Genomic DNA, 26,395 nt, shown 5'->3' with positions numbered 1-26,395 from the left:
CGGTTGATAAACAAGACATCCCTCTCTGCGTTGCGATGAGTGATAGGGTTCCAGTGCGAAGAGAGGTGCACGTAACGCTTATCAGGCAGCGCGATGTCGGCGTCGGTTTTGTTCAGCGCGAAGTTGTAGCGGTGTTCGTTCTTGGCAACCGGGTGCACGATCTTTTTCGCTGTAACCGGTGCCACAGGTTTATTCATGCAGGCAGTCACCACGAGCCATACGGGACACCGAATTTCTCGATGTACGCTCTCGATTCCGCTGAGGGAGGGTCATATTTGCCATTTGACTCGCCGTCATTTGGCCCGGTTGGATCGACTTTGGCCTGTACCCTTGCGATCTCGATGGGCGACAAGCAGGGTCCTGTCACCCAAGCCTTGGCGATGCCACCGGGGGCCAGGCCGATGACGATGGCTTCGCGGTAGTCAGTGATCCATTTTCCGTCAGCACGACAGAACGCTTTTTCTCCTTTGCGCATGATGTCCCGGATCGATTCGGGGATGTCGATGCGCGTGTGATAGGTCTGCGGTTCCACCAGCGATTGCCAGCGCACGTAGATTTGCTTGGGCAGGTCGGCGCCCTTGACGTATTTGCCTGCGCCCCAGCCCACTCGCTCAGGCCAGCCCTTTGGGTCACCTCTAAATACCTCTGGATTACCGTTGCTGAAAGCGCGGGGATATCCCATCGCGGGATAACCACCGACTGCGCGGATACGCACCATTCCGTTGATGCCGTAGGTATCAGCGGTCTCGATCCAGACCTCCATGTAATCCGGTGCAAAAAAGCCCAATCGCCAAGCGTCATAGGGCAATGAGCTTCGGTTCCCCGAAGTACAGCCGCTGAGTATCAGTACCGACAGGACGAGCGACAAAAGCTTATTCATTGGGGTGCTCCGTGCGCAGGTCGTTTTCACCGGGACGGTTGATAAACAAGACATCCCTCTCTGCGTTGCGATGAGTGACGGGGTTCCAGTGCGAAGAGAGGTGCACGTAACGCTTATAAAGCAGACGTTCTTCTGCCTCGCTCAGGCCGTAGGACGTGGTTTTGCCTTGGGCATAGGCCATCAGCTTTTGGGCGATGGGCACAAGTTCATCCGGCAGTGCCAGTCTTGTGTCGCTTTCGTCGATATCGTCAAAAGGCACGCCGTGTTGCACCGCTAGCTCGCGCATGATGCGCAGGTAGACGAGTGCCAGATCATTGCGCACCTCGCGCTGAACGCTGACGGCGGCATGAACCCGTTTGGCGCGGGAGCGGTCGCCTCTGACATTTGAAACGATGTCTTCATCCCACTGGCTTATTTCCAGCGGCAGGTCGTAACGGGAATAGCGTGCACGGAGTTTTTCCAGTTGTTCCTTGACGATTTTGTGAAGGGTGCTGCTCTTGAGCGCCGAGTGGAGCATTTCGTGGCTGGGTTTGCTGAGCAGCACGCGTTCGACCATGTCAGGCCGGTAACCGCCGCCCAGATCGGAATGCACGCCAGGCAAGGCGATGTCGGCGTCGGTTTTGTTCAGCGAGAAGTTGTAGCGGTGTTCGTCCTTGGCAATCAGGTGCACGATCTTTCTCGCGGCATTCGGCGACAGGCGGATATTGATGCCGGGGTTGTTGGCGTTATGGCCGCTGAAGTCCCCGTGCATCCAACCGGAAATCGCCGCGACCGTGTCAAAGATGCCGATGTAGTTGATGCAGAAGTCTGTTTGCGGCCGCCACACGAAGTTGTCAGCCAAAACAGGTGATCCGGCGGGCAAGGCTTTTGCCAGAATACTGCCATCGCCCTTTAATACCTCATTGGCAAAATCCCTGGCTGCCGCGGCGCCCCGGCTGAACCCGAAAATGTCGAATTCAATGCGTTTGATGCGCTTGTCGGGGTTATTCTGCCAAAAGGTTCGGAGGGCTTTGATGAAAAGTGCAGGACTTTCCTCTACGCGGGTTCTGACGCCTTGTGCGCCGAGCCCAGTGGCTGAGGAATATTTAGAGTCGGCTGTGGTGCTGCTGGTGCCAATGCCCTCAATGTAAATACGCAGTGATGCCTCTGTCTCCTCATCTGGAATTCGCGTATCGCTATCGTCCTTATAAAGCTCGTACAACTTAGCCACATTGCTGCTGTCGTTCCCATGACTGTCATCGGGCGCACTTCCGTTACCGTCAAAACCATATGTCGAACAGAACTGGCGAAGGGCCTCAGCCGACGCCCCCAGATGCACGTCGCGGGCAAAGCAGCTCTCGACCTTTTCAGTATTTTCCCGGTTGTTACCGGTGCCATCGAAAAACATGCCGATGCGCAGCGTGATCAACTGCTCCAGCTCGACTTCTTCTTCCTCTTCTTCTATCCCCATGTCGTCTTCGGTGAGTTCCAACAGCGGGCAAAAATCCGAGCCGAATCGTTTGGCTGCGGCCATGATGAACGGTGGTGCGAAGAGTCGTGGCTCGGATGGCGCCGGTCGCATTCCAGGTGCCGGCGCAACGGCAGCAGCGCCTTTGGCAGGCGCACCGCCGAGTTGTATCTCGGTGCTGCTGAATATCCCGCCCGGCCCGATGACGATGTGCTGACCACCACCTTTCAAGGTGATGCTCGCCCCGGCATCCAGAACGATGTTGGCCCCGGACTTGAGGTGCACCTGTTGTCCCGCCTCAACTACCAGCGTTTTCCCGACGCGGGTGTGGCTGCTCTGGGCCACGTCCAAATAATCATTGGCGTTGAGCTGGACCTTGCGGTCTGCCGTGACGGTACGTTGATCCTCGGCTTCCAGCACCACAATGCTGTTGCCCTTAATGGTTTCGTGGCGTTCGTTGCCCACTTCCAGCAGCGAGTCGTGTTCGACTTTCTGCTCAAGGTCACGCTGGGCTCGCAGGTAGATTTTCTCCTGCCCGGCACGGTCTTCGATCGACAGCTCGTTGTAGCCGCCGCTGGCCGGTGAACTATGGCTGCGCAGCACGGTTTTGGTTTTGTTGTCGGGCAGCGAATAGGGCACCGCCGTGACCTTGTTCGGCACACACCCGGTGATCAGCGGTTTATCGGGGTTACCTTCCAGAAAGGTCACCACCACTTCCATGCCGATGCGTGGAATGATCACCGTGCCAAAACCATCCCCCGCCCAGCTGGATGACACCCGTAGCCAGCAACTGCTTTTGTCGCTGCCTAGCTCGGCACGGTCCCAATGAAACTCGACCTTGAGCCGCCCATATTCGTCGCAGAAGATTTCTTCTCCGGCAGGCCCGGTCACTTGGGCGGTTTGGGCAACCAGCACGGGGCGGGGCGCGGGTATCGGGGGACGGTAGAACACGTGCCCGGCGATGGCGCTGAACGTGTTGCGATAGCCCTGGGTAAAGCCTTCCTTGGGGTTGTTGTTACCGGCGACCGACTCCTCAAGCGCCTGAGGTTGTTTGCCGGTGTGATGGACTCCGATCAACAGCCACAAGTCGTTGCACTTTTTGCGCGGGTGGTCGGTCAGGTCAAAAAAGTGGCCGCTGCGCAAAACGGGCTGATCGCTCTCACCTTCGGACAATTGATAATCGACACGGTGTCGTTCAAGGGCCTGTCGGGCAAGCAGGTTGCCGTGCTCTTCATTCTCGAACGGCTCAGGGTAGCGGTAGTCCTCGAGTGCAGGCTTGAAAGGGGCCTGGGATCGGCTTTCACGCAACAGGGTGGGGCGTTCGAAGGTGTAGTGCCGGCGAGTGGTACTGCTGGTACGGGTGCTGAAACGCATCGAAAACTGGCTGATCACCGGGTGATCTGCTGCCATGCCGGAGTCTTGCAGATAGGCCGTGGCGCCCAGTTTGGAAAACCCGGTCTGGTCATCGGTGAATATCAGGTGGTGGCCATCCGGGCTGTGCTGGTAATGCCAGGCAATCCCGTCCTCAGCGCACAAGCGCTGAATGAGCCGGAAGTCGCTTTCCAGATACTGCGTGCAGTAATCGCGCTCGGTGCTGGTCCTGGTGCGAAAGGTATACGCATCGGCCAGGATGCCATGCTGTTTGAGAACCTGCGCAATGATCTGCGGGACCGTCATCTGTTGAAAAATGCGCTGATTAAAGCTGAACTGCAGATAGTGCAGCACAGGCACCAAAGTCAGTTGGTACCGGGTCAAACGCTTGCCCGGCTCGCCGATTCGCACATTTTCGACGCGCCCGTGAATTCCCTCCCCATTTAAACCAAACTCAAGAAAAGCAGGCTGACTGAGCAGGCTTTCGAGATCGAAATCCGGGTACTCGCTGACCAGTTCGACTTCAATGGCGTAGAGGTCGCTGATGACTTCAAGGCCATCAAAAGCGAGCACTTTGAAGTCATTGCGTATGGCAGGGATCCGAAGCGTGAATTGCGCGGCGTTGAGAGGCGAGAACATGGGCTTGTCCCTAAGATTCAAGAAAAGACAAAACGCGATTCCCATGCCCGTCCGTGGCCTGAGCAAACTCACATTTGCGAGCACCCTAACAAGGAGGTTGAAGAAGGTATGCAGGACGTTTCCGAAAATTCGGAAATCGTAGATGAAGAGTCATTTCATCGGGTCAGAGGATGCGTTTGAGAGCGTACGCATCTGGGTGCTTGCCTCCAACAAGAGCAATCGCCAGACAAACAAAAACGCCCCGCCCGGCTTTCACCGGACGGGGCGTTTCAGGTCCCTAAACGTCAGGCGACGTTCATGGTCTTGTGGGTCTCTACCAGATGCGCCACCACGCCTGGATCGGCCAACGTGGAGATGTCACCGAGTGCATCGTACTCGCCGGTCGCAATCTTGCGCAGGATGCGCCGCATAATCTTGCCCGAGCGAGTCTTCGGCAGCCCCGGGGCCCACTGAATCACGTCAGGCGAGGCAATCGGGCCGATTTCCTTGCGCACCCAGTTGCGCAGTTCAATGCGCAGAGCCTCGTCCGGCACTTCGCCCCCATTGAGCGTCACGTAGACATAAATGCCCTGCCCTTTCAGGTCGTGAGGCACACCGACCACCGCAGCCTCGGCGACCTTCGGGTGAGCGACCATTGCGCTTTCGATCTCGGCAGTGCCCATGCGATGGCCGGAAACATTGAGCACGTCGTCCACTCGGCCGGTGATCCAGTAATAGCCGTCTTCGTCACGACGGGCACCGTCGCCGGTGAAGTACATGCCGCGGAACGTCTTGAAGTAGGTGTCGACGAAGCGGTCATGGTCGCCATACAGACTGCGCGATTGACCCGGCCAGGAGTCGAGAATCACCAGGTTACCCTCCGCCGCACCGTCGATAAGATTACCCAGATTATCCACCAGCGCTGGGATCACACCGAAGAAAGGACGGGTCGCCGAACCCGGTTTGAGCGCCGTTGCGCCTGGGAGCGGGCTGATCAGAATGCCGCCGGTTTCGGTCTGCCACCAAGTGTCAACGATCGGGCAGTTCTGCTTGCCGACGGTGTTGTAGTACCAGTTCCAGGCCTCGGGATTGATCGGCTCACCCACCGAACCCAGCAAACGCAGGCTTGAACCGTCAGCGCCTTCAACTGCCTTGGTACCCTCGGCCATCATCGCGCGGATGGCCGTGGGCGCGGTGTAAAGGATGTTGACCTTATGCTTGTCGACAATTTTCGAGACGCGGGTGATATCCGGGTAATTGGGCACGCCTTCAAACAGCAGCGTGGTCGCGCCGTTGGCCAATGGGCCATAGACAATGTAGCTGTGGCCGGTGACCCAACCCACGTCGGCGGTGCACCAATAGACTTCGCCGGGCTTGTAATCGAATACGCGCTCATGGGTCAGTGCGGCGTACAGCAGATAACCTGCCGTGGTGTGAAGCACGCCCTTGGGTTTACCGGTCGAGCCCGAGGTGTAAAGAATGAACAGCGACTCTTCAGCGCCCATTTCTTTCGGCGCACAGGTGCTGGAAGCCACTTCCAGCAAAGCGTGGTACCAGATGTCACGATGGCGGTTCCACTCGATGTCGCCGCCGGTGCGCTTGCACACGATGACTTTCTGCACGCTGCTGGTTTCAGGGTTGGTCAAGGCGCGGTCGACGTTGGCTTTGAGCGCCGTGCGCTTGCCACCTCGCAGGCCCTCGTCGGCAGTGATCACCACTTTGGATTCACAGTCGATAATGCGACCGGCCAGGGCCTCCGGCGAGAAGCCACCGAACACCACCGAATGAATCGCCCCGATGCGCGCGCAGGCGAGCATGGCGACCACCGCTTCCGGGATCATCGGCATATAGATGGTGACCACGTCGCCGCGGTGCACATCCTGGCCGCGCAGGGCGTTGGCGAACTTGCACACTTCTTCGTGCAATTCGCGGTACGTGATGTTGCGGCTTTCGGAAGGATCGTCGCCTTCCCAGATGATTGCGATTTGATCGCCGCGTTCGGCCAGATGACGATCCAGGCAGTTGTAGGAAACGTTCAAGGTGCCATCGGCGAACCACTTGATGTCGACGCGGTGATCGTCGAAGGAGGTCTGTTTGACGGTGGTGAAAGGCTTGATCCAATCCAGGCGCTGGGCCTGCTCACGCCAGAAGCCATCGGGGTTGACCACCGACTGCTGGTACATGGCCTTGTAGGTCGCTTCGTCAGTGAGCGTATTTGCTGCCACTTCAGGGCGGACGGGGTACAGGGAAGCCGCACTCATCTTTCTTACCTCGGTGAAAATGTTGTTGTTTTATGACCGTGTTGTATCTGCCGATGGCCCTGAAAGCCATTCGACGATGGTCTTACCGGACCTCAGCATAACGCTGAAACCCCCGGAAGTGCCCCGCTCATGGCAAATTCTTCATCCTGGCGCTACCCCCGAAAGCCGACCAGCGCCGCACCATCACGCAGGCTCAGCGATTGTTAACGAAACGCTCAACAGTCTTTATCAAAATGGTTTCTATATAACTTTCAGGCAGGGGCATAGAATTCATTCCGCCAACACGGCAACTGATTGACCCCCATAGCCCCCCACACGTCGGCTGGTCGATCACGCAACTTAACTTGCTAATCACTGGCTTCACACAAAGCCCTACAAGGGTTTTGCGCACCCGGCCGAACGCAATGGGCTGTTCGGCCGCGTTGACGAAGCAACTCAGAGGAAACTTGTAATGAAAGCTGCACTGGTTGTAATGGCTCTTTGTGGTTTCAGCGCCATGGCAATGGCAGAAGAATCTGGCGCCAAAGTTGCTGCACAGCAACAACGCGTCGAACACTACGCGTACTCAACCAAGCTGGACATCGCCAAGGTCATCTCGGTGGATGAGGTGCCCAATGTCTGCCGCGTCGTTCCACAGCACATGACATACGATGACTCTAAGGGCCAGCGCCATGTCATGGAGTACATGGTCATGGGCAACGGATGCAGTAATGGTTAATGACGGGTAGAACGTTAAGTGCTGTAACCGTACAGCTTGCCGACGGCGTTGTATTAACAATCGCCGCCTGGGCAAGCGGTACTGCAGCCAATCGGTTAATTGCAAGTTACGGCGACAGTTATTGGCGCCCGACTTCATAGTTCTTCAACTTATTGGCAATCGTTGTGTGGGATACACCCAATCGCTTTCCCAGTAACCGGCTGCTCGGGTGTGCGTTATAAAGTTGCTCGAGCACTGCTTTTTCGAAACGCCCGATAATATCTTCCAGCCCCCCCTCCAGTGAAAAATCTCCCAGTGGCTGACGCACGCCGTAATCCGGCAGGCGGATATGTTCGGCCTTGACCAGGCCTCCCTCACATAATGACACCGCCTGAAACAGCACGTTTTCCAACTGTCGCACGTTGCCAGGCCAGTGATATTGGCGCAGACGCTGGAGCGCAGCCGGCACGATATGGGGCAAGGCACAACCAATCTGCCGACTGGCCTGATCGAGAAAGTGCTGAACCAACGGGTCCAGGCCGTCGAGACACTCTCGAAGCGGCGGAATATGCAGCGAAAGCACATTCAGACGGTGATAGAGATCCTGGCGGAATTCTCCGCGCGCGCACAGCTCGGAAAGATCGACCTGGGTGGCACAAATGACCCGCACGTCCAGGTACACCTCTTCATCGCTGCCGACGCGGCGAAAGCAGCCTTCCTGCAGATAGCGCAGCAGTTTCGCCTGCAATCGCGCGCTCATTTCGGCTACGCCGTCGAGGAACAGCGTACCGCCAGCGGTCAGTTCCAGCAGGCCCAGCTTGCCTTCGGCCCGGGCACCTTCGAACGCGCCCGGCCCGTAGCCAAACAGCTCGGTCTCGGCCATGGATTCGGAAAGCCCCGCGCAATTGAGCGCCATCATCGGTGACTGGCCCCTAGGACTCGCCAGGTGGCAGGCCCGCGCCAGCAACTCCTTGCCCGTGCCGGTTTCCCCTTCTATTAATAATGGTGCATCCAATGGGGCCATGCGCCGGGCTTCACGCACCACCGCAGCCATCACCTTCGAACTCTGGAAGATACTGTCGAAGCCGCGCAGTTCCTGCTTGCGCACGTTATAAATGTGCTCTCCGACCCGATCGGCGCGATGCAGGGTCAGCACGGCGCCAGCCATCGCCTCGCTGTCTTCATGTTCGGATTGCAGCGGCGCGATGTCGGCAAGGAAAACGTCGCCCTTGACCTTGACCCGCAAGCCGTTGATGCGCGAACGATTGACGCGTATCAGTTGCGGCAGGTCGAAGTCTTCGGCATAGCGTGACAGCGCGATCCCGGGCACCTCGTCGACCCGCACGCCTAGCAGTTGCGCCGCCGCCCTGTTCGCCGCGACGATCGAGCCGCCCATGTCGATGGACAGCACCGGGAACTCCAGTGCACCAAGCAACGCATTCAGCTCCATGTGCCGACGCTCGCTAGGCATCAATCCCACGCGTTTAACGCCGAAAACCCCTGGGATCGTTTCAAACCTGGGCACCAAAGCCTGAAATTGCAGGTTGATCAGATTCGGGCAACGCAGATAGATCGCATCACCCTGCTCGCCCCCTACTTCGCCACTCAAAACGTTGACACCGTAGGCGACCAGCAACTCGAGGATATCGCGCAGAATACCGATGCGATTCTGACAATGCACTTTGATACGCATGCTGAGGCAACTCCTCTAAACGAGCGGACTTTTTGTAGTAATGCGAATTTTATCGTCAAGAAGTCGTTACAGCGCAAGGCCCCTCGATACCGGAATATCGCAGTGTCGCGCACGCAGGCCGTCATCTGTCAGGTTTTCTTTACGGCTGAGCCTGGATTGAACGGGCAGAACGAGAGAAGGCCGCCACCGCGAGCGGCTGTGAAAGGTTATTCATGGCGCTACGCAGGGACGAACCTGCACCCGCATTGCTCCAGATAAAAACAAGCCATTCAGGAGAGCAGCATGAACACGCAGTACCTCGCCCGTGAACCGGACGCCACCGGCTTCATCCATTACCCGGACACTGAACATGCAGTGTGGAACACCCTGATCACACGCCAACTGAAGGTGATCGAAGGCCGTGCCTGTCAGGAATACCTCGACGGCATCGAGCAACTGAATCTGCCCCACGATCGAATCCCGCAACTGGACGAAATCAATCAGGTGCTGGCTGCCACCACCGGCTGGCAAGTGGCGCGGGTCCCGGCATTAATTCCCTTTCAGACCTTTTTCGAACTGCTGGCCAGCAAGCGCTTTCCGGTGGCCACTTTTATTCGCACCGCAGAAGAGCTGGACTACCTGCAAGAGCCCGATATCTTTCATGAAGTTTTCGGGCACTGCCCGTTGCTGACCAACCCATGGTTTGCAGAATTCACCCACACCTATGGCAAGCTCGGCCTGGCAGCCAGCAAAGAGCAGCGCGTGTATCTGGCCCGCCTTTACTGGATGACCATCGAGTTCGGGCTGGTGGAAACCGCGCAGGGCCGCAAGATCTATGGCGGCGGGATTCTTTCCTCGCCCAAGGAGACGGTTTACAGCCTGTCGTCAACCCCGGAACACCAGCACTTTGACCCAATAGAAGCCATGCGCACGCCGTATCGGATCGACATTCTGCAACCCCTTTACTTTGTACTACCAGACCTCAAGCGGCTGTTCGACCTCGCTCAGCAAGACATCATGGGCATGGTTCAGTCCGCGACACAGCTGGGCCTGCACGCGCCACGCTTCGCCCCGAAAATGCAGCCACCTAAACCAAACGCCGCCTGAACAAGGACACCTTTTTATGACCGCCTCGAACACTAGCCCATTGAGTCAGGCCCGCTGTGAAGCCTGCCGCGCCGATGCCCCGCAAGTCAGCGAGGGCGAACTGCCGCAACTGTTGCGGCAGATTCCGGACTGGAATATCGAAATCCGTGACGGCGTGATGCAGCTGGAAAAGATCTTCACGTTCAAGAATTTCAAATTTGCGCTGGCGTTTACCAACGCGGTCGGCGAAATTGCCGAAGCCGAAGGTCATCACCCCGGTCTTCTGACCGAATGGGGCAAGGTGACCGTGACCTGGTGGAGCCATTCGATCAAAGGGCTGCACCGCAACGACTTCATCATGGCCGCCCGCACCGACGAGGTGGCCACAGGTGCCGAGGGCCGTAAGTAAATGCATTTTTCACTGATTCAGCGCGTACCCGACGATCCGATTCTGGGCTTGATCCAGGCCTATGCCAAAGACCCCAACCCGAACAAGTTCGATCTGGGCGTAGGCGTCTACAAGGACGCGCAGGGCTTGACCACCATTCCGCGCGCGGTGAAGTTGGCCGAGCAGCGTCTGGTGGATTCGCAGCCGACCAAGAGTTATATCGGTGGTCATGGCGAGCCACGCTTTGGCACGCTGATCTGTGAATTGGTCATGGGTGCCGATTCGTCACTGATTCAGCAAAAACGCGTTGGCGCCACCCAAACCCCTGGCGGCACCGGAGCGCTGCGCCTGTCGGCTGATTTCATCGCCAATTGCCTGCCGGGCAAAGGCATCTGGCTAAGCGATCCGACCTGGCCGATTCACGAGACCATCTACGCCGCCGCAGGACTGATGGTCAATCACTACCCGTACGTAGGCAGCGACAACACACTCAACGTATCGGCCATGCTCGAGACGCTGAACACGGTCCCGGAAGGTGACGTGGTGTTGTTGCACGCGTGCTGCCACAACCCCACCGGGTTCGACCTCAGCCACGATGACTGGTATCAGGTGCTGGAAATCGTTAAACGTCGCAACCTGCTGCCGCTGATCGACTTCGCCTACCAGGGGTTCGGTGAGGGTCTGGAAGCGGACGCATGGGCAGTTCGCCTGTTTGCCAGCGAGCTGCCTGAACTGCTGATCACCAGTTCCTGCTCGAAGAACTTCGGCCTGTACCGCGAACGCACCGGCGCGCTGCTGGTGTGCGCCGACAGCAGTGAGAAGCTTGCGGATGTGCGCAGCCAACTGTCGGCGACGGCACGCAACCTGTGGTCCAACCCGCCGGATCATGGCGCAGCGGTGGTCGCCGAGATTCTCGGCGATTCGCAGCTCAAAGCCTTGTGGACCGAAGAGGTCGAGGCAATGCGCACGCGCATTGCGCAACTGCGCAGAGGGCTCGTCGAGGCGCTGACACCGCTGGGTCTGGGCGAACGCTTCGCACACATCGCCGTGCAACGCGGCATGTTCTCCTACACCGGCATGAACGACGATCAAGTCGCACGCCTGCGCGATGAACACAGCGTGTACATGGTCGCAGCGGGGCGGGCCAACGTGGCAGGTATCGACGCTGCGCGGCTGGATGCACTGGCGGCGGCGTTTGCAGCGGTTTGTGCGGGCTGAAGCGTTTCTGAAGTCCCTGCCGCTTCTGCCCGGAGGGCGTGGCGGCCTGACTTGCCGGTGATCGAGTGGGGGACCGGCGGCGACATCAGCGACAGTGAACACTCTGACCCACCACCATCGCTGAGTTTGCTGCTGTTTCGCGCCAGATCGTCGGCAAGCCCGCCCCACGCCTCAGGGCAGAAACGGCGTGCATCGCGACCTGCGATGATGAAATTTGGCCACCAGATGACCAACGGCGCCGCATAAAAAGTCTGTTTGTCATTTGTTGTGCTGTATCCTCCTTTGGCGTTTTTGGACGCGCTGTGTGAATCAACAGCAAAAAAACTTGTGAGGAGCGACGATATGCATGAAATCCCAAACTTCCCCTTCCCAAGCCAAACCCAGCAAAGCGCAGCAGCCCGTCAGGAACTCGGTCAGCCGATCGAGATGAAAGCCGGCGCAAAAAGCAGTGAAAGCAAGAAAGCCCAAAGCCATCGCTGAAGGCTGATTTCAGCCCCTATGCAAGAGCGTCTATGAGGCGTACTTCCATAAGGGCTGAAACGTTCCGAGACCCGATACCCATGACCGAATTCACCGAAACCCAGGCCCAAGCCCTGATTGGCACGGCCGAGAAGATGATCGAAATCTGGGCCCGCCTGAGCCCGGAAAAACAGCAGGCTTTACTGGCACGCTTCGGCACCCAGGAAAACGCCCTTGCCGCCTTGGTGACCACGCAGCTTGTGGCACCCGCCGCCGAATAATGACTCCATTGGCTGCTTTCCACGCAGTTCAACCAACGGCTGCCATTAACGGAAAAGCGCCGTCATGTGCAGCATCGCTTGGCTTTCAAGCGTCCACGCTGCATTGAGCCTCTGCCCCGCTACACTTGCCCTGTCGTAATTCCTGGATTGATGCCCATGCCAGACGCTTCGAGCGCCGCCCCCCAACGACCTGCCGAACAAAGACCCATAGCGGTCACACTGCAAGTCGTCTCTATCGTTCTGTTCACGTTCATCGGTTACCTGAACATCGGCATTCCCCTGGCGGTGTTGCCAGGCTATGTGCACACCGACCTTGGCTTCGGTGCGGTAACCGCAGGTCTGGTGATCAGTGTCCAGTACCTGGCTACCCTGCTCAGCCGCCCCCACGCCGGGCGCATCATCGATAACAAAGGCCCCAAGAAAGCCGTGATCATAGGGCTGTTCGGCTGCGGCCTGAGCGGCGTGTTCATGTTGCTCGCCGGCTGGTTCGATGCCTGGCCGATGGTCAGCCTGATCAGCCTGTTCGTTGGCCGGCTGGTGCTGGGCAGCGCGGAAAGTCTGGTCGGCTCGGGCTCCATTGGTTGGGGCATTGGCCGGGTCGGCGCGGCGAACACGGCCAAGGTGATTTCCTGGAACGGTATTGCCAGTTACGGCGCGCTGGCCATTGGTGCGCCACTGGGGGTCGTGCTGGTCAACGCGTTGGGCTTGTGGAGCATGGGGGTCAGCATCATTCTGCTGGCGGCGCTGGGCATTTCCCTGGCCTGGAACAAAACCCCGGCACCGATCGTTCATGGCGAGCGCATGCCCTTCCTGCACGTGCTGGGTCGCGTGCTGCCTCACGGTACCGGCCTTGCACTGGGCTCGATCGGCTTTGGCACCATCGCGACGTTCGTCACCCTGTATTACGCCAGCCACACTTGGCCGAATGCGGTGTTGTGCCTGAGCCTGTTCGGCGCCTGCTTCATCGGTGCGCGACTGTTGTTCGGCAACATGATCAACCGTATCGGCGGCTTTCGCGTGGCAATCGCGTGTCTGTCAGTTGAGGCATTGGGACTGCTGCTATTGTGGCTGGCGCCCAATCCCAATCTGGCGCTGGCAGGTGCCGCGCTGACGGGCTTTGGTTTCTCCCTGGTCTTCCCGGCGCTGGGGGTCGAGGCCGTGAACCTGGTACCGGCTTCCAGCCGTGGCGCGGCGGTAGGTGCCTACTCACTGTTCATTGACCTGTCGCTTGGGATCACCGGCCCGGTGGCGGGCGCTGTGGCCGCAGGCTTCGGCTTCGCCTCGATTTTCCTGTTTGCGGCACTGGCGTCGCTGGCGGGGGTGGGGTTGAGCGTGTACCTGTACAAGCAAGCGAAAGCGATACGGGATAACGTCACCGATCTGTAATCCTGCCGGACCTAGGTAGCAGCACGGCATGCCGGCGGCAGCGTGTTTGAGATCGCCACCGGCAAGTAGCGCTGCTGCTATAGGGAATCTCGGCAGCCAGTCAGAAATCCACTTTGCCGCGCCCGGCCTTGATCGACCCGCGCTTGGACTTGGATTCCAGTCTGCGGGTCTTGGAGCCCAAGGTCGGTTTGGTAGGACGACGCTTCTTCTCCACCTTGGCCGCACTGACGATCAGCTCGCTCAGCCGTTCCAATGCATCGGCACGGTTCTGCTCCTGCGTACGGTATTGCTGGGCCTTGATGATCACCACCCCGTCGCCGGTGATTCGACTGTCACGCAACACCAGCAGCCGCTCCTTGTAGAACGGCGGCAATGACGACGCATGGATGTCGAAACGCAGATGCACCGCGCTGGACACCTTATTGACGTTCTGCCCGCCCGCGCCCTGAGCACGGATCGCCGTCAGTTCGACTTCATGGTCAGGCAGGTGAACGTTATTGGAGATAACCAGCACGGGCAGCCGCCTTACTTGATGATCGACGTTCGTTGCGCCATCGATTCTGCCTCGGCACGGCGTTTGTTCTTGATCACGTAGAACACCCACATCGCCACGAGCCAGACCGGGATCGCGTACACCGACACCTGGATCCCCGGAATCATCAGCATGATTGCCAGGATCAGCACCACGAACGCCAGGCACAGGTAATTGCCGTACGGGTACCACAGCGCCTTGAACAACGGCTGCAGGCCCTGGCGCGCCATGTGTTGACGGAACTTGAGGTGCGAGTAGCTGATCATCGCCCAGTTGATCACCAGTGTCGCGACGACCAGCGACATCAGCAGCTCCAGCGCGTTTTGTGGAATCAGGTAGTTGAGCAACACGGCAATCAGCGTCACCGCCGCCGACACCAGAATGGCTCGCACCGGCACTCCACGGCCATCAACCCGGGCCAGCGACTGCGGTGCGTCGCCCTGCTCGGCCATGCCAAACAGCATCCGCGCATTGCAGTAGGTGCCGCTGTTGTAGACCGACAGCGCTGCCGTCAGCACCACGAAGTTGAGAATGTGCGCAGCGGTGGTGCTGCCCAGCATCGAAAACACATGCACGAACGGGCTGCCGCTGTAGGCATCGCCTGACGCGCTCAAGTCAGCCAGCAGCGCATCCCACGGCGTCAGCGAAAGCAACACCACCAGCGAGCCGATGTAGAAAATCAGGATGCGGTAGATCACCTGATTAATGGCCTTGGGGATGATGACCTTTGGCTGATCGGCCTCGGCTGCGGTGAAACCGAGCATTTCCAGGCCGCCGAAGGAGAACATGATGAACGCCAGGGCCATCACCAGACCGCTCACCCCGTTAGGGAAGAAACCGCCGTGTGACCACAGGTTGCTCACCGCGGCATGGGGCCCTCCGCTGCCGCTGACCAGCATATAACTGCCCAGGGCGATCATGCCCAATATGGCCACGACCTTGATGATCGCGAACCAGAACTCGGCCTCGCCGAATACCTTGACGTTGGCCAGGTTGATGACGTTGATCATCACGAAGAACACTGCAGCCGATGCCCACGCCGGAATCTCCGGCCACCAGTACTGGATGTACTTACCAACGGCGGTCAGTTCAGACATGCCCACCAGAATGTACAGCACCCAGCAGTTCCAACCGGACAGAAAACCCGCGAAACCGCCCCAGTACTTATGTGCAAAGTGGCTGAAGGACCCGGCGACCGGCTCTTCGACAATCATTTCGCCCAACTGGCGCATGATCATGAAGGCAATGAAGCCGCATAGGGCATAGCCAAGAATCATCGACGGACCCGCCGATTTGAGAACGCCAGCCGAGCCCAGGAACAGGCCGGTGCCGATGGCGCCGCCCAGAGCGATCAGCTGGATATGACGGTTTTTGAGACCACGCTTCAAGTCTCCCGAATGGGACATGTGTTCACTCATTGAATAGTCACCTTGTTGTTCTTGTCTGTGACGGAATCGAACCCGACGCGCTCATGACGCGGCGGAGTGAAACGGAGCGGATAACCCCGAATTTTTGTGGCGTCCATACGCCGATGGATCACAGAAAAAACGCCGCGCATTGTACACCGTCACGCGTGCCGATGGCCGAGAAAACCTGCGCGCTCGGTCAGCCACAGGCGCGTCGAATGAGGAGGGTTTGCAAAGGATGTAAGTTACACGACAGATAACAGCCCGATAATATTAAATGCATCTGTTCTCTATTGTTTGACTAAACTGTGCTGCATAAACACTTATTTCATCGTGAACTGCGCTGCCCATGCATGGACAATGAAATGGGTCAAGGTATTAGGTTGTAAGGACCGTGACAGAAAGCTAATATTCGAATCGAGACAGCTGCCGCACGACAACATCATGGAGGAAATAAAAATGGCTATTTCGATAACCGGTGCAAATGTAAGCCTGAGTAAACAGGACGATGGGTATCACATCAAAAATCCCAACCAGGTCAAAACCGAATTCACAATCACATCAGAGTATGAAGCGGCTCGAACGCTGAAACTTAACAACCAAGAAAATATTAATGATTTAAAAAAGTTCTTGAAAGGCTATGACATGACTAACGTTAGCACCGATGAATTAAAAACAATCGCGGCCGCACTTTACAAACACGACCTGATAACTGATCGAGTTTGCGGATCCCTTATTGGAGGCAATCTGGCATTCGACGTTAACGGAGAGGAAACCGACACAGATAAAAAGTTTAACGCGATTGCCATGTTTAACGAAATGCTTGAAGACAACGTGGCATTTTTTAATGCATATCCTCAATATGCCAATCAGGAATCAGTCATCGTTTGCAGACAAAGTCTGATTGCGGTTAACCAGGCGATCAGCGCGTTGGCATATTTTGCTAACTCCAGCAACAGCACGCTGGCGGTCTATGAAAAAGCGTGAAGGTTGCAAAGTCAGTAGACGCGCCAAGGGCAACCCTTGGCGCCTCATATCAACCGTGATTACCGACCGTATCCGGTTGAGCCAGAGTAGGTTGTTGAGACAGTTTCGCGGTTCTCCTGGCGAACCCGATAAGTACCGAGCGGGCCCAAGTACGATGCGTTGTTGCCAGTATTACCCGCCACTGGTATCCAGCTGGCGCCCTGTTGGCGTTCAATATATAGCTTAGGCGTTGGCCCCACGCCAACAGCTGAAACGGATGCAGTAATGTTCGCCTGAGAACACCCATTCACACTGGTAATAGTGAAAGGGCCGTAGGCAACAATTTTCGAGTTAGCTGCCATGGTGCCGCTATAGCTGTTGGTAATTTTCAAACATAGGGCGGACGCTTGAAAAGAAAGTGCTGCCAGTGAAACAAACGATATGGCTAGTAAACGTTTCATGTAATGACTCCAATAATCAGGTGCACGTACGTGCTGAGCAAGCGTTATAACGTCGAGCTCAAAAGTACGGGATTGGCAATGTGCGAGCCCGGTCTTAACTTTAAGAATGCCGAACAGTCTGCTCCACGTTGCCAGACAGACTGTGTCGCTCGTGCGCTTACTTCATCGTGAACTGAACAGCCCACTCATGACTGCCGAAGTCGGTCGAAGTAACGGTGGCCGTGCAGGTAGCGCCGCCGCTGGGTGTAGCGTCCCTGGTCCACTTGGGGATCTTGACGCCGCCAGCGCCGATCGTATTGGGTACGTGGTGCTGAACGCGCAGGTCTTGCCGCCGATGGTGTAGCGGACAAGTGCATAGTTCAGCTCCGGGGAAATTCTGCTTTGGACTCTGTAGAGATCGCTCTCGCCACCATTGACAGAAGTCTTTGGCTTGGGGCTGGCATTTATATTGGTACTGCTCTCATTCGAGTTAGTGACGATGTTAATCGCCTCATCCGAACCGGCAGCACCGAGATGTTTAAAGTTTACGTTAACCGCAGGCCCAGCATAAACAGCGCCTGTGGCAAAACATGCAGTTATCGCCAAACTGGCAAACAGTGGTTTACGAATAATCATGAGGATATCTTCCCTGTTAAAGTTAAATGCAATAGCGACATGACTTCGCCATTGCCGAGTACGCAATCCCGGCGCAATGAGGCCGAGACCGCGAATTTGAGAACCAAGCGCTGCGCATCCATGGCGCACCGCTTCGGAACGATTAAGGTGCGGTCGTTCTTACATATCCCGGCTGTAAGCCAGTGACTTCCACGCCCTGGGGCACAGCCATGCCCAAGGTCACCGGAACACGCTGAGCGGGCTCATCCGGGGTAGGCCTGTAAATCACGTAAACACCGTCGGCATCCTGGTTCAGCGCCTCGGCGGGCACCGCCAGTCCACTGCCGTTGCGATAGGTCGTCAGGGTCAACCGCGCACTCATCCCCAGTCGTACCCGCGGCTGCTGCTCGGCAGTCAGCCTGTCGATTGAAACTATGACTTCGTAATAACCTCCGCCGGGGTTCTGCGCTGCCAGGGACTGAGCGCCGATGGAGCGAACATGACCTTGCAGCGTGAGACCCTCGAAGCCGTCCCCGGTAACCTGAACCGGCATGCCCTCATGTATCTGGTGAAGGTCGGCCTCCTGAATACGGGTGACTGCGTTTATCTGTTCCAGGCTGACCAGTTCGAACAACGGAAAACCCTGAGGCACATGCCGGCCGGTTTGAATAACGGGCGCGCTTGCCGGGCCATCAGTTTTCTGTGGTCGCAATACGACGCCGGTAAACGGCGCGTGAAGTTCACGCTGTGCCCGTTGGGATAACAGGCTGTCATGGCGCGCCCGAGCATTGGCCAGCTCCATGTCGGCGATTTGCCGATTTTCGTGATCACCTCTTGAACACGCCGCACGTAACTCGGCCTTCGCTGCCGCCAGATCCAGCTGCTGTAATTTGACTTGCTGCTCCTGCGCCTCAACTTCCATACGCGCGACTATCCCACGTGCCAACAAGCGGCGAGAGTCACCCAGTCTGGCCTGGCTGTCATTGAGGTTGAGTTCGGCGTTGGTCACGGCACGCCGTGCACGGGCCACCTCATCACTGGTGCCCCAGTCCTGCATGTCTCTTGCCGTGCGCCGAGCCTTGAGCAATTCAGCCGACGCCTGGCGTATCTGGATATCCAGCTGGGTTGTGTCCAGTACGAGCAATTTGCTGGATCGTTCCACCTGCTGGCCTTCGCTCACGGTCAATTGCTCTACGCGCCCTTCGAACGGTGCGGACAGCGTTTGCTTGTTGGCCGCTTCGATACGTCCCACCAGGCCGAGCTGACGTTCCAACACCTGTGGCTGCATAGCTAACCAGTGCCCCTGATCGACCGCTTCAGAGGCATTGAACATCCCGATAGCGGCCAGTGTTGCGACGATCGCCACTGCCGTCCCTAACCCGATTGCCAGGCGGCCGATGCTCGAATGCTCAGTCATTGAGTTCGATATCCCAGCTTGCCAGGGTCGTGCCGAGGTGCTGATCGAGTGTGCTCTGGGCGTTGAAATACGCGATAAGGGCATCCAGCCGAGTGCTTTCGGCCCCACGCAGGTCGGTTTCGAAACTGATAACCTGAAAGTTGCTGGAACGCCCCGCGGTGAGCTTTTCGCGCTCAATGTCCAGTTTGCGTCGTGACAGGTCTCGGGCGCGCTCGGCAATTTCGTACTGACGCCATCGCGCATTTAAATCCCGCACCGCATTTTCAACGTCTCGCTCCAACAGTTGACGACTGTCGGCCACGCGGATGAGCTGGTTGGCAACCTGTACCTGAGCGCGCACTTTGGCCTGGCGGCGCGAAAGGTCATTGATCGGAATGTCGATCTGAACACCGGCATAGCCCTCCCAACTGCGCTCGGTCTTTCGCTCGCCCGCTTCCCGGTATCGATCACGCACCTGGGTCGCCCCGCCGATCAAGGAGACATCCCACTGCTGTTCATTGTCCGCAAGCCTGAGATTGATATCCGCCTGCTCACGCGCGATGAGTTGCATCAGGTAGTTAGGCTGCTGCTCTCGCGCCGCATTCAGTGCTTGTGCCAGCGGAATGTCGATTCGTTGAGGCGCCAGGGTGTCGACGGCTCGAACCGAGGTGTTCAAGCTCAGCGCCAGCAGATGCAACAGCCCAAGGCGAGCGGCATCCAGTTGATTGATGGCTTGCTCCACGGCGAGCTCCTGGCTGGCGACATCGGCTTCGCTTTGCACCCGCTCGAATGCCGCCATTCGACCCGCGGCAATCATCGCCTGGTTGGCTTCCAGAAAATGACGCGACCGCAGAAGGGCATCATTGGCGATCTGCAGTTGAGCCTGGGCGCGCAATAATTCCCGGTAAGCGAGGATGATCTGCGTGATCGCGTCCGAGACCGTGGCTTTGAGGTTCAGCTTGTTGAGTTGCTCGCCGAGGCGGGCCAGGCGCAATGGCGCGGTGCTCACCTCCCGGCCTGCGCCGCGTAACAGGGGCTGAATGACGCTGAAGGTAGCGCCATCATTGCGTGCGCGACCGGCACCGTTGGCGACCGACAACTGGTTGCTCCAGGCCATGCTGAAGCGTGCTCCAGATGGTGTCTGCCAAGTGGTCTGCGGCAGCAATTCGGCTTGGCGATAGCGGTCGCTCTGGTTGCGATAGGCGACCTGTCGGCCGCTGAGCGTCAGTTTGGGCGTGAAGCGGTCCTCTTCAACCCGCAGGTCGAATTTCTGCGCAATGCGCTCCAGGTACACGCTGCGGATCGATCGGTTATCGCGCAGGCCCAAATAGATAGCGTCGCTCAGAGTCAAGTCGAGGGTCCCGCCGACCCATGAGATCGTGCGTGCCGGCATGTAGGCGTGTGACGGCGCAAGGGGTGCCGCCTGGGCGACGCCGGAGCAACTGAGCAGGTACAACGACACGAGTCCTGTCGTGATGTTTCGGTAATCAGTCATCACGCAGGGCCTGTACCGGTAACAACCGGGCCGCCGCCAACGCAGGCTGCAAGCCGAAAAACAGGCCGATGATCAGGGCGCCAAAAACGCCCAACGGCAGCGACAGCGGCGACACACTGAAAGCCCAGCCGGACACCTTCACGAAGACCCATGTGGCGATCAGGCCACAAACGGCACCGACCAGCGCTCCTGCACACGACAGCACGGCTGCCTCGCCTAAAAACAGGTTTCTGATGTCCGTGGCTCGCGCACCCAGCGCCATGCGCACACCGATTTCACGACGGCGCTGCGCCACGTTCATCAGCATCACATTCATCACGCCAACACCGCCGACCAGCAGCGATATGCCACCCAGTCCCGCGAGCAGCCAGGAAAAGGTACTGGCTTGCCGGCTTAGCCCCTCCAGCAATTGCTGGGGGATCTGGACATCGACCTCGCGTTCGTCAAGCACCTCTTGCAGGTACCTTTTCAACACGGTCGCCGTGGCCGAAAGTGTCGAACTGTCGCTCCCCCATGCAAGAAGGCTGGACAGCTCCGGCACGGGTTGGAACCGGCGCATCCCTTCGATGGGGATCAGCACCGACTCGTCAGGTGCCATTGCTACTAACGGATTGAGCGGCTGGGCGGTCAGAATGCCGATGACTTCAAAAACGTAGTGTTCGGCCTGCAACCGGCTGCCCACATGAATGTTCAGCTTTTTAGCGATGCTGGCGCCCACTACGGCATGGGTCGAAGCCCGATCGAAAAATGCAAGAAATCGCCCGACCTCGACTTTCAAATCCAGAATATTCAACAGCTCGGCAGTGGTGCCGATGATGTACGCATCGGACCTGTGCCCGGCGTGACCGAGTTGCGACGAATGCACGACCAGGGGAGCTGCGTACCTGATACCTGGGGCCCGTTTTTTCAGCGCAGCAATGTCGAGCGCCGCAGGTGCCGCCCGGGTGCCGTCCGACACGGGGGAAAACGACACCACTAACGTGCTGGCGCCCAGCCCTTCGAAGGCTGCGATGGCATGGTCGGCAGCCGCCTGCCCAATGTTCAACAACGCAACGACTGCCGCACATCCCACGGCAATACCCAGCAATGCAAGCAATGAGCGTCGTCCCAACAGGCGCAGACTGCCCAGCGACTCACCCAGGCTTTGACGCAGCGTCATGCGCTGAGCTTTCAACCTTCTTTTAGGCATGCCGAGCGTCTCGCAGCAGAATGTGGCCGTCCTGAACATGCAGACAGTGGTCCAGGCGTCGAGCCAGGCAGGTGTCATGCGTCACCATGACCAACGTCACGCCATCGTCGCGGTTCAGCGTCAGCAGCAGGTCCATGATGTCGGCAGCGGTGCCACTATCAAGGTTCCCGGTGGGTTCGTCCGCCAGGATCAGTGCCGGTTCACCGACCAATGCCCGAGCAATAGCGACACGCTGGCGCTGGCCGCCAGACAAGTCGGCCGGGCGATTGAGCATCCGTTCGCCAAGCCCGACACGTTGCAGTTGCCGACCTGCAGACAGGCGCGCTTGCGTGCGCGAAATACCCCGGTAGAGCAGCGGCAACGCAACGTTATCCAGCGCATTGAGCTGTGGCAGCAAATTGAAACTTTGAAACACGAAACCGATGCAGCGGTTACGCAGGTCGGCGCGCTGGGCCGGGGTGAACGCTTGTACGTCGAGTCCGTCGAGCTGGAACCTCCCTGCAGAGGGGCAATCCAGCAAGCCGAGAATATTGAGCAGGGTACTTTTGCCCGAGCCGGACGCTCCAGTGAGGGCGTAACTGCGTCCTCGCACTATCGCTAGCGAAACGTTGTGCAGAACCCGGTGCGATGCGCCTGCCATCCGATAGTCATGACAGATGCCCTGCAGCACGATGAGATCACTGTTGCCAGGCGCGAGATGCCGATTGGAATACGTCACTTGCGCATTAACCGACACTGCCAAATCCTCCGGAGGCGGTTGAGCCCGATGGCGCTCCGTTCGCCGAGGATAGATTTGACGAGTTACTCGCTGCCTGACGGGTTAGGTTATTGGAGTCCAGGCCGATTTGCTGGCGCAGGCCAGCCACATAACTTTGCGGGTACTGCGCTCGCTCAATGGCCGGCAGCGATTCGTAATGATCGAGCACTTCAGCGAAGAAACGGGGCGTCTTGCCGGTGGCTGCGGATTCGGCCGATGCCTTTTGAACGACCTGTCGCCTCCAGACCTGTTCTTGGGCATAGGCTTCGCTCCAAGCAGCACGACGTTCATTGACGGTAAACTCACCACCTTCGTCGTAGGCAATCAAGGCAAGTTGATCGCCAGACAAACCTCTGAAGGGGTTGGAATCGTTCCCGTAGACAAAAGCTGTAGCCTGGCGAGCGCGGGCGAGCAACTCAGGGTCATCCGTATCAGGTACTTCGGCATTGTTCCGGGCCTTGTCGGCTTGGTAGTTATCGCCTGTCAGTTGATCGGTGATGCGCGCAGCCAACTGTCCCAGCGCCTTGAAATCGATCGTCGCATCCCTGAGCTCTGCCCGTTTTGCCGCATTACTCAGTTGGCGCGCCAATGTAGAAACAGCAGGGCCAGTGCTGGTCGGGGTGTCGGTTGTTTCTGTCTTGTCAGTGCTAGCAGTGGCTGGAGGTTGGATGTTTGCTGTCGCTGCGGTGGCGATTGAACTGCTGCCTGACACTGCACTGGCAATTCCGATCATGACGATTCTCCTTAATCCGAGCCACTCGGTCCTCGTGCAATAACAATCTCTATGAGAGCGTCACCGCGATGTGGCGAAATACTTCAAGCCGTCAATGAACGTACAACCCGACTCTTGATTGAATGCAGGGCAATCAGCGTCTGACTATCGAGTGAACGCGGCAATTGAAGTATTCGCGCCTGATGACGTGCCACTTGCTGTCGACAGGTTCGGCGAGTTGCTCGTTGCCTGACTGCTTGTGTAATTGGAGTCCAGGCCGATTTGCTGGCGCAGGCCAGCCACATAACTTTGCGGGTACTGCGCTCGCTCAATGGCTGGCAGTGATTCGTAATGATCGAGCACTTCAGCGAAAAAACAGAGCGTCTTGCCGGTGGCGGCGTATTCATCTGATGCTTTCTGAACGACCTGTCGCGCCCAAGCCTGTTCCTGGGCATAGGCTTCGCTCCAAGCCGCGTGACGTTCATCAATAGTGAAGTCGCCGCCTTCGTCATACGTAATCAAAGCAAGCTGCTCGCGCGATAAGCCCCTGAAGGGATTGCTGTCAGTGCCTTTGATAAATGCGGTGGCCTGACGGGCACGCGCAAGCAACCCAGGATCATCCGTGTCAGGGACCTCGGCGTGATTCTTGGCTCTATTGGCCGAATAAGTATCGCCGATCAATTCATCGGTGATGCGACCCGCCAGCTGTCCCAGCGCCTTGAAATCGATCGTCGCATCCCTGAGTTCTGCCCGTTTTGCCGCATTACTCAGTTGGCGCGCCAATGTAGAAACAGCAGGGCCAGTGCTGGTCGGAGTGTCGGTTGTTTCTGTCTTGTCAGTGCTGGCAGTGGCTGGAGGTTGGATGTTTGCTGTCGCTGCGGTGGCGATTGAACTGCTGTCTGAAACTGCAGTGGCAATTCCGATCATGATGATTCTCCTTAATCTGCCCTACTGTATCCCTGTTTGATGATGAGTAATTCACTGGAGTTAGCCGCTACAAAACATGCTTTGGACAGGTGATAAAAAAGATTTAAATCAGACGTTGCTCGTAGACCGGTCACACGGCTCGATTACCCTACACAATGCACGCCACGTAATAAATAAACAGTTGTGATTATTTTCAAGATAACGCATATACATTGCGTTTAATTTCAGACCAATACAGAATTTATACATAATCGATGCAGGGCTTATATATCTAACTGCGTAATAACCGGCCTAATTCAACTCGTTTACTGCGCGCCTGCAACTACCGAAAACGCCCAATGACCGTGGCTTTATGCGGACTTAAAACAGCTATGCCCTCGAACCACCGTGCATAAACGTGGCCACCATAGGCAAACGAATAGCGCAGGTAAAAAAAGGACATCCGTAAGGACTGGCATTGTTATTTCAGTACACGATGACTGGCCGATCCCGAAGCGCTCATGACGCGTCGCAGCAAAGCTGACTGAATAAGCCCGGTTTTTTGGTGGCGTCCATATGCGGACTCACGGAAAAAACATGGCGCGTCGGCCACCAGCTCGGTTGCAGCACGCCAGAAAACCCTACGCGCGGTCACATACTGCTCCATAAGACACACTGATAAAGCGCTGGGGATGGCCCTCGGAACCATCATTTTAAAGACGATTGTTTAAAACTCGACGTAATTGCGTCGAAAAAAATTTTAAACAGAAACGGTTCACCTGGGTTGTTGTTTTCCTGCAAGTTTTTGTTTTTTTAGACAAAATGCCAGCATCGCGACGCGTATAAAAATTTTGCAACAAGCGGATTCATGCACTAACTTTTTCAACGCCTGCTGGCCAAGAAGGTCAGCGTGCTTCCCCGACGAGGCAGTCACCGGTACCGGTCCGATTGTCTCGTCGTATTCGGCAAGTAAGTATTCTCAGGAGATTCATATGCAATCAACAGCGGAACGTACCCTGGAAGAAGAACTGCAACTGGACGATTGGTTTGAAGCACCAACGCATGACGCTGCCGTGGAGATGATGCAAGCCGACGCTGTGGTGCCGTTTGGCACCGCGATGTGGCCGCTCTAAGGCAGAAACTGGGCGAACGGGTCTGACCCGTTCGCCCTTTCAGTTTTCAGCATCTGCAGCGGAGCGCCCTTATGGATCAGAACAGCGCAATCGACCACTTTCTCTACTACCTGCACCACCATCCCGCCATCGCGCACCTTCCCTCACCCAACGTTCTGCTGGCCCACACTGAAAGTTATGACACTCTGATCGCAGAGATTGTCGAACATCCAACTGCCCGTGACACCTTCCAATTCAGCACGATGCCTTTACAGACGTCGTCCACCGATCAACTGACTCAAGCCATCATTGAAGCTGATCTGTATGTCCTGTTCTACGACGCCTCCACACTGCCCAATCCGCGCGCCGAAGGGCCGGATTTCATTCGTGCTTTGCAGGCGGTGATGTCGGAACACTGGAAAAAATCGCTGCTATTCAAGGATTACGGCAGTTACTTCTACGACACCTTCAGCGTCAAACCGCTACGCATCGCACAGTTGAATGCTGCGCTCATCGAGAACATGAACCGGGGTGAAATCCTGACTTTCAGCGACGAGCACGGCTCGCATTTCGACGTCCCGCTGGGTGAGCTGAAGAAGTGGACCAACATCAACGGTGTCGGAAACTATGATATTGCGCCTGGCGAGATCGCGACGCACAGTGAGTCCATCAACGGCCAGGTGAAGTTCGTCGGCACCTTTCTAGGCACCATTCCCTTTGCACGCAAGTACGGAATCCTCGAGTCCCCTCTGCAACTGTGGATCGAAAACTCCACCATTACCCGCATCGCGACGCAGGTGCCAGGGCTGGAGAACGACTTCAACAAGTACCTCGACGCCAACCCCTCCAACCGCCGCGTCGAGGAACTGGGGATCGGCACCAACGAGGGCGTCAGCCAGCTGTATGCACGCAACGCAGGCTTCGAGGAGCGCCACTGCGGACTGCATCTGGGCCTGGGAGGTGGCGCCAAGGGCAGCCATCACCTGGATCTGATTTTCAGCAGCGGAACGCTGGCTGTGGATGGGCGCGTGCTGTTCGATGGCCTTCGGTATATGAATGTCTAATCGGCCGATGCAAATGAAAACGCCAGTCACAAGACTGGCGT

Annotated in this window: 24 protein-coding genes; 10 read left to right on the top strand and 14 right to left on the bottom strand. The window is 57.4% G+C overall.

Translation table 11 applies throughout. The features are described 5' to 3' along the window. The 4 genes from B3I26_RS24640 to acs form a co-directional block, all read right to left on the bottom strand. Positions 1 to 197: hypothetical protein (locus tag B3I26_RS24640; RefSeq protein ID WP_296261574.1), on the bottom strand; the 197-nt coding region annotated here is incomplete at its 3' end. Positions 198 to 205: 8 nt separating this feature from the next. Then, entirely contained in the window at positions 206 to 880 is a 675-nt protein-coding gene (locus tag B3I26_RS24635) for a DUF2931 family protein (RefSeq protein ID WP_296261572.1), read from the bottom strand. Further along, positions 873 to 4,337 carry a type VI secretion system tip protein TssI/VgrG gene (gene tssI / locus B3I26_RS24630; protein ID WP_296261571.1) on the bottom strand — a complete coding sequence of 1,155 codons (3,465 nt, stop codon included), beginning with the start codon at positions 4,335 to 4,337 and terminating at the stop codon, positions 873 to 875. Before tssI ends, B3I26_RS24635 begins: the two co-directional genes overlap by 8 nt. A gap of 284 nt (positions 4,338 to 4,621) precedes the next feature. Beyond that, entirely contained in the window at positions 4,622 to 6,577 is a 1,956-nt protein-coding gene (acs, locus tag B3I26_RS24625) for an acetate--CoA ligase (RefSeq protein ID WP_296261570.1), read from the bottom strand. A 451-nt stretch (positions 6,578 to 7,028) separates the two neighbouring features. On the opposite strand from acs, the gene B3I26_RS24620 reads away from it, so the two are divergent. Next, positions 7,029 to 7,295, top strand: a complete 267-nt coding sequence (locus B3I26_RS24620; protein WP_296261569.1) for a DUF2790 domain-containing protein — start codon at positions 7,029 to 7,031, stop codon at positions 7,293 to 7,295. Between the two features lie 118 nt (positions 7,296 to 7,413). On the opposite strand, the gene B3I26_RS24615 is transcribed toward B3I26_RS24620, so the two are convergent. Continuing rightward, positions 7,414 to 8,967 (bottom strand): sigma-54-dependent transcriptional regulator, encoded by a 1,554-nt coding sequence (locus tag B3I26_RS24615; protein ID WP_296261568.1) that lies wholly within the window; start codon positions 8,965 to 8,967, stop codon positions 7,414 to 7,416. A 282-nt stretch (positions 8,968 to 9,249) separates the two neighbouring features. Here B3I26_RS24615 and phhA point away from each other — a divergent pair, with 282 nt between their 5' ends. The 6 genes from phhA to B3I26_RS24585 all read left to right on the top strand — a co-directional run bounded on the left by phhA (position 9,250) and on the right by B3I26_RS24585 (position 13,764). Beyond that, entirely contained in the window at positions 9,250 to 10,053 is an 804-nt protein-coding gene (gene phhA / locus B3I26_RS24610) for a phenylalanine 4-monooxygenase (protein WP_296261567.1), read from the top strand. A gap of 16 nt (positions 10,054 to 10,069) precedes the next feature. Next, the gene (locus tag B3I26_RS24605; protein ID WP_296261566.1) at positions 10,070 to 10,441 is read left to right on the top strand and encodes a 4a-hydroxytetrahydrobiopterin dehydratase; all 372 of its coding nucleotides are present in this window, start codon (positions 10,070 to 10,072) and stop codon (positions 10,439 to 10,441) included. After that, a complete protein-coding gene (locus B3I26_RS24600; RefSeq protein ID WP_296261565.1) occupies positions 10,442 to 11,638 on the top strand; it encodes an amino acid aminotransferase in 1,197 nt (398 codons plus the stop codon). A gap of 342 nt (positions 11,639 to 11,980) precedes the next feature. Further along, a complete protein-coding gene (locus B3I26_RS24595) occupies positions 11,981 to 12,118 on the top strand; it encodes a hypothetical protein (protein WP_296261563.1) in 138 nt (45 codons plus the stop codon). A gap of 80 nt (positions 12,119 to 12,198) precedes the next feature. Beyond that, positions 12,199 to 12,378, top strand: coding sequence for a hypothetical protein (locus B3I26_RS24590; protein ID WP_120126978.1), 180 nt, complete (start codon positions 12,199 to 12,201; stop codon positions 12,376 to 12,378). Between the two features lie 156 nt (positions 12,379 to 12,534). Beyond that, a complete protein-coding gene (locus tag B3I26_RS24585; protein ID WP_296261561.1) occupies positions 12,535 to 13,764 on the top strand; it encodes an MFS transporter in 1,230 nt (409 codons plus the stop codon). 100 nt (positions 13,765 to 13,864) lie between these two features. Here B3I26_RS24585 and arfB read toward each other — a convergent pair whose 3' ends face one another. Together arfB and B3I26_RS24575 are read right to left on the bottom strand one after the other, a co-directional pair. Then, on the bottom strand, positions 13,865 to 14,278 hold the full coding sequence (gene arfB / locus B3I26_RS24580) for an alternative ribosome rescue aminoacyl-tRNA hydrolase ArfB (protein WP_296261560.1): 414 nt from the start codon (positions 14,276 to 14,278) through the stop codon (positions 13,865 to 13,867). Positions 14,279 to 14,289: 11 nt separating this feature from the next. Continuing rightward, complete coding sequence (locus B3I26_RS24575) at positions 14,290 to 15,714, bottom strand: amino acid permease (protein WP_296261558.1); 1,425 nt, start codon at positions 15,712 to 15,714, stop codon at positions 14,290 to 14,292. Positions 15,715 to 16,161: 447 nt separating this feature from the next. On the opposite strand from B3I26_RS24575, the gene B3I26_RS24570 reads away from it, so the two are divergent. Beyond that, positions 16,162 to 16,689 (top strand): hypothetical protein, encoded by a 528-nt coding sequence (locus tag B3I26_RS24570; protein ID WP_296261556.1) that lies wholly within the window; start codon positions 16,162 to 16,164, stop codon positions 16,687 to 16,689. Positions 16,690 to 16,748: 59 nt separating this feature from the next. On the opposite strand, the gene B3I26_RS24565 is transcribed toward B3I26_RS24570, so the two are convergent. The 7 genes from B3I26_RS24565 to B3I26_RS24535 all read right to left on the bottom strand — a co-directional run bounded on the left by B3I26_RS24565 (position 16,749) and on the right by B3I26_RS24535 (position 24,199). Further along, positions 16,749 to 17,129: a hypothetical protein gene (locus tag B3I26_RS24565; protein WP_296261554.1), complete on the bottom strand. Its 381-nt coding sequence runs from the start codon at positions 17,127 to 17,129 to the stop codon at positions 16,749 to 16,751. A gap of 757 nt (positions 17,130 to 17,886) precedes the next feature. Further along, a complete protein-coding gene (locus tag B3I26_RS24560; protein WP_296261552.1) occupies positions 17,887 to 19,140 on the bottom strand; it encodes an efflux RND transporter periplasmic adaptor subunit in 1,254 nt (417 codons plus the stop codon). Further along, positions 19,133 to 20,614: a TolC family protein gene (locus B3I26_RS24555; protein ID WP_409521991.1), complete on the bottom strand. Its 1,482-nt coding sequence runs from the start codon at positions 20,612 to 20,614 to the stop codon at positions 19,133 to 19,135. Before B3I26_RS24555 ends, B3I26_RS24560 begins: the two co-directional genes overlap by 8 nt. Beyond that, entirely contained in the window at positions 20,607 to 21,773 is a 1,167-nt protein-coding gene (locus B3I26_RS24550) for an ABC transporter permease (RefSeq protein WP_296261550.1), read from the bottom strand. Before B3I26_RS24550 ends, B3I26_RS24555 begins: the two co-directional genes overlap by 8 nt. A 22-nt stretch (positions 21,774 to 21,795) precedes the next feature. Further along, positions 21,796 to 22,443: an ABC transporter ATP-binding protein gene (locus tag B3I26_RS24545; protein WP_296261580.1), complete on the bottom strand. Its 648-nt coding sequence runs from the start codon at positions 22,441 to 22,443 to the stop codon at positions 21,796 to 21,798. Between the two features lie 85 nt (positions 22,444 to 22,528). Then, the gene (locus B3I26_RS24540; RefSeq protein ID WP_296261548.1) at positions 22,529 to 23,293 is read right to left on the bottom strand and encodes a hypothetical protein; all 765 of its coding nucleotides are present in this window, start codon (positions 23,291 to 23,293) and stop codon (positions 22,529 to 22,531) included. A 144-nt stretch (positions 23,294 to 23,437) separates the two neighbouring features. Further along, positions 23,438 to 24,199: a hypothetical protein gene (locus tag B3I26_RS24535; protein WP_296261547.1), complete on the bottom strand. Its 762-nt coding sequence runs from the start codon at positions 24,197 to 24,199 to the stop codon at positions 23,438 to 23,440. Between the two features lie 971 nt (positions 24,200 to 25,170). On the opposite strand from B3I26_RS24535, the gene B3I26_RS24530 reads away from it, so the two are divergent. After that, a complete protein-coding gene (locus B3I26_RS24530; RefSeq protein ID WP_296261545.1) occupies positions 25,171 to 25,311 on the top strand; it encodes a hypothetical protein in 141 nt (46 codons plus the stop codon). Positions 25,312 to 25,382: 71 nt separating this feature from the next. Further along, complete coding sequence (locus B3I26_RS24525; RefSeq protein WP_296261543.1) at positions 25,383 to 26,354, top strand: leucyl aminopeptidase; 972 nt, start codon at positions 25,383 to 25,385, stop codon at positions 26,352 to 26,354. Positions 26,355 to 26,395 lie beyond the last annotated feature (41 nt).

Origin of the sequence: Pseudomonas sp. UBA5706, from assembly GCF_002419965.1 — a bacterium.
Lineage (GTDB): Bacteria > Pseudomonadota > Gammaproteobacteria > Pseudomonadales > Pseudomonadaceae > Aquipseudomonas.
The sequence above is the reverse complement of the archived record's forward strand: the minus strand, read 5'-3'. Positions and strand labels throughout refer to the sequence as shown.

What these genes read in the sequence shown, in the direction of transcription:
- B3I26_RS24635 (WP_296261572.1), bottom strand. Translation starts at nt 880, where the DNA reads ATGAATAAGCTTTTGTCGCTCGTCCTGTCGGTACTGATACTCAGCGGC.
- tssI (WP_296261571.1), bottom strand. Translation starts at nt 4,337, where the DNA reads ATGTTCTCGCCTCTCAACGCCGCGCAATTCACGCTTCGGATCCCTGCC.
- acs (WP_296261570.1), bottom strand. Translation starts at nt 6,577, where the DNA reads ATGAGTGCGGCTTCCCTGTACCCCGTCCGCCCTGAAGTGGCAGCAAAT.
- B3I26_RS24620 (WP_296261569.1), top strand. Translation starts at nt 7,029, where the DNA reads ATGAAAGCTGCACTGGTTGTAATGGCTCTTTGTGGTTTCAGCGCCATG.
- B3I26_RS24615 (WP_296261568.1), bottom strand. Translation starts at nt 8,967, where the DNA reads ATGCGTATCAAAGTGCATTGTCAGAATCGCATCGGTATTCTGCGCGAT.
- phhA (WP_296261567.1), top strand. Translation starts at nt 9,250, where the DNA reads ATGAACACGCAGTACCTCGCCCGTGAACCGGACGCCACCGGCTTCATC.
- B3I26_RS24605 (WP_296261566.1), top strand. Translation starts at nt 10,070, where the DNA reads ATGACCGCCTCGAACACTAGCCCATTGAGTCAGGCCCGCTGTGAAGCC.
- B3I26_RS24600 (WP_296261565.1), top strand. Translation starts at nt 10,442, where the DNA reads ATGCATTTTTCACTGATTCAGCGCGTACCCGACGATCCGATTCTGGGC.
- B3I26_RS24595 (WP_296261563.1), top strand. Translation starts at nt 11,981, where the DNA reads ATGCATGAAATCCCAAACTTCCCCTTCCCAAGCCAAACCCAGCAAAGC.
- B3I26_RS24590 (WP_120126978.1), top strand. Translation starts at nt 12,199, where the DNA reads ATGACCGAATTCACCGAAACCCAGGCCCAAGCCCTGATTGGCACGGCC.
- B3I26_RS24585 (WP_296261561.1), top strand. Translation starts at nt 12,535, where the DNA reads ATGCCAGACGCTTCGAGCGCCGCCCCCCAACGACCTGCCGAACAAAGA.
- B3I26_RS24575 (WP_296261558.1), bottom strand. Translation starts at nt 15,714, where the DNA reads ATGAGTGAACACATGTCCCATTCGGGAGACTTGAAGCGTGGTCTCAAA.
- B3I26_RS24570 (WP_296261556.1), top strand. Translation starts at nt 16,162, where the DNA reads ATGGCTATTTCGATAACCGGTGCAAATGTAAGCCTGAGTAAACAGGAC.
- B3I26_RS24565 (WP_296261554.1), bottom strand. Translation starts at nt 17,129, where the DNA reads ATGAAACGTTTACTAGCCATATCGTTTGTTTCACTGGCAGCACTTTCT.
- B3I26_RS24560 (WP_296261552.1), bottom strand. Translation starts at nt 19,140, where the DNA reads ATGACTGAGCATTCGAGCATCGGCCGCCTGGCAATCGGGTTAGGGACG.
- B3I26_RS24555 (WP_409521991.1), bottom strand. Translation starts at nt 20,614, where the DNA reads ATGACTGATTACCGAAACATCACGACAGGACTCGTGTCGTTGTACCTG.
- B3I26_RS24550 (WP_296261550.1), bottom strand. Translation starts at nt 21,773, where the DNA reads ATGACGCTGCGTCAAAGCCTGGGTGAGTCGCTGGGCAGTCTGCGCCTG.
- B3I26_RS24545 (WP_296261580.1), bottom strand. Translation starts at nt 22,443, where the DNA reads ATGGCAGGCGCATCGCACCGGGTTCTGCACAACGTTTCGCTAGCGATA.
- B3I26_RS24540 (WP_296261548.1), bottom strand. Translation starts at nt 23,293, where the DNA reads ATGATCGGAATTGCCAGTGCAGTGTCAGGCAGCAGTTCAATCGCCACC.
- B3I26_RS24535 (WP_296261547.1), bottom strand. Translation starts at nt 24,199, where the DNA reads ATGATCGGAATTGCCACTGCAGTTTCAGACAGCAGTTCAATCGCCACC.
- B3I26_RS24530 (WP_296261545.1), top strand. Translation starts at nt 25,171, where the DNA reads ATGCAATCAACAGCGGAACGTACCCTGGAAGAAGAACTGCAACTGGAC.
- B3I26_RS24525 (WP_296261543.1), top strand. Translation starts at nt 25,383, where the DNA reads ATGGATCAGAACAGCGCAATCGACCACTTTCTCTACTACCTGCACCAC.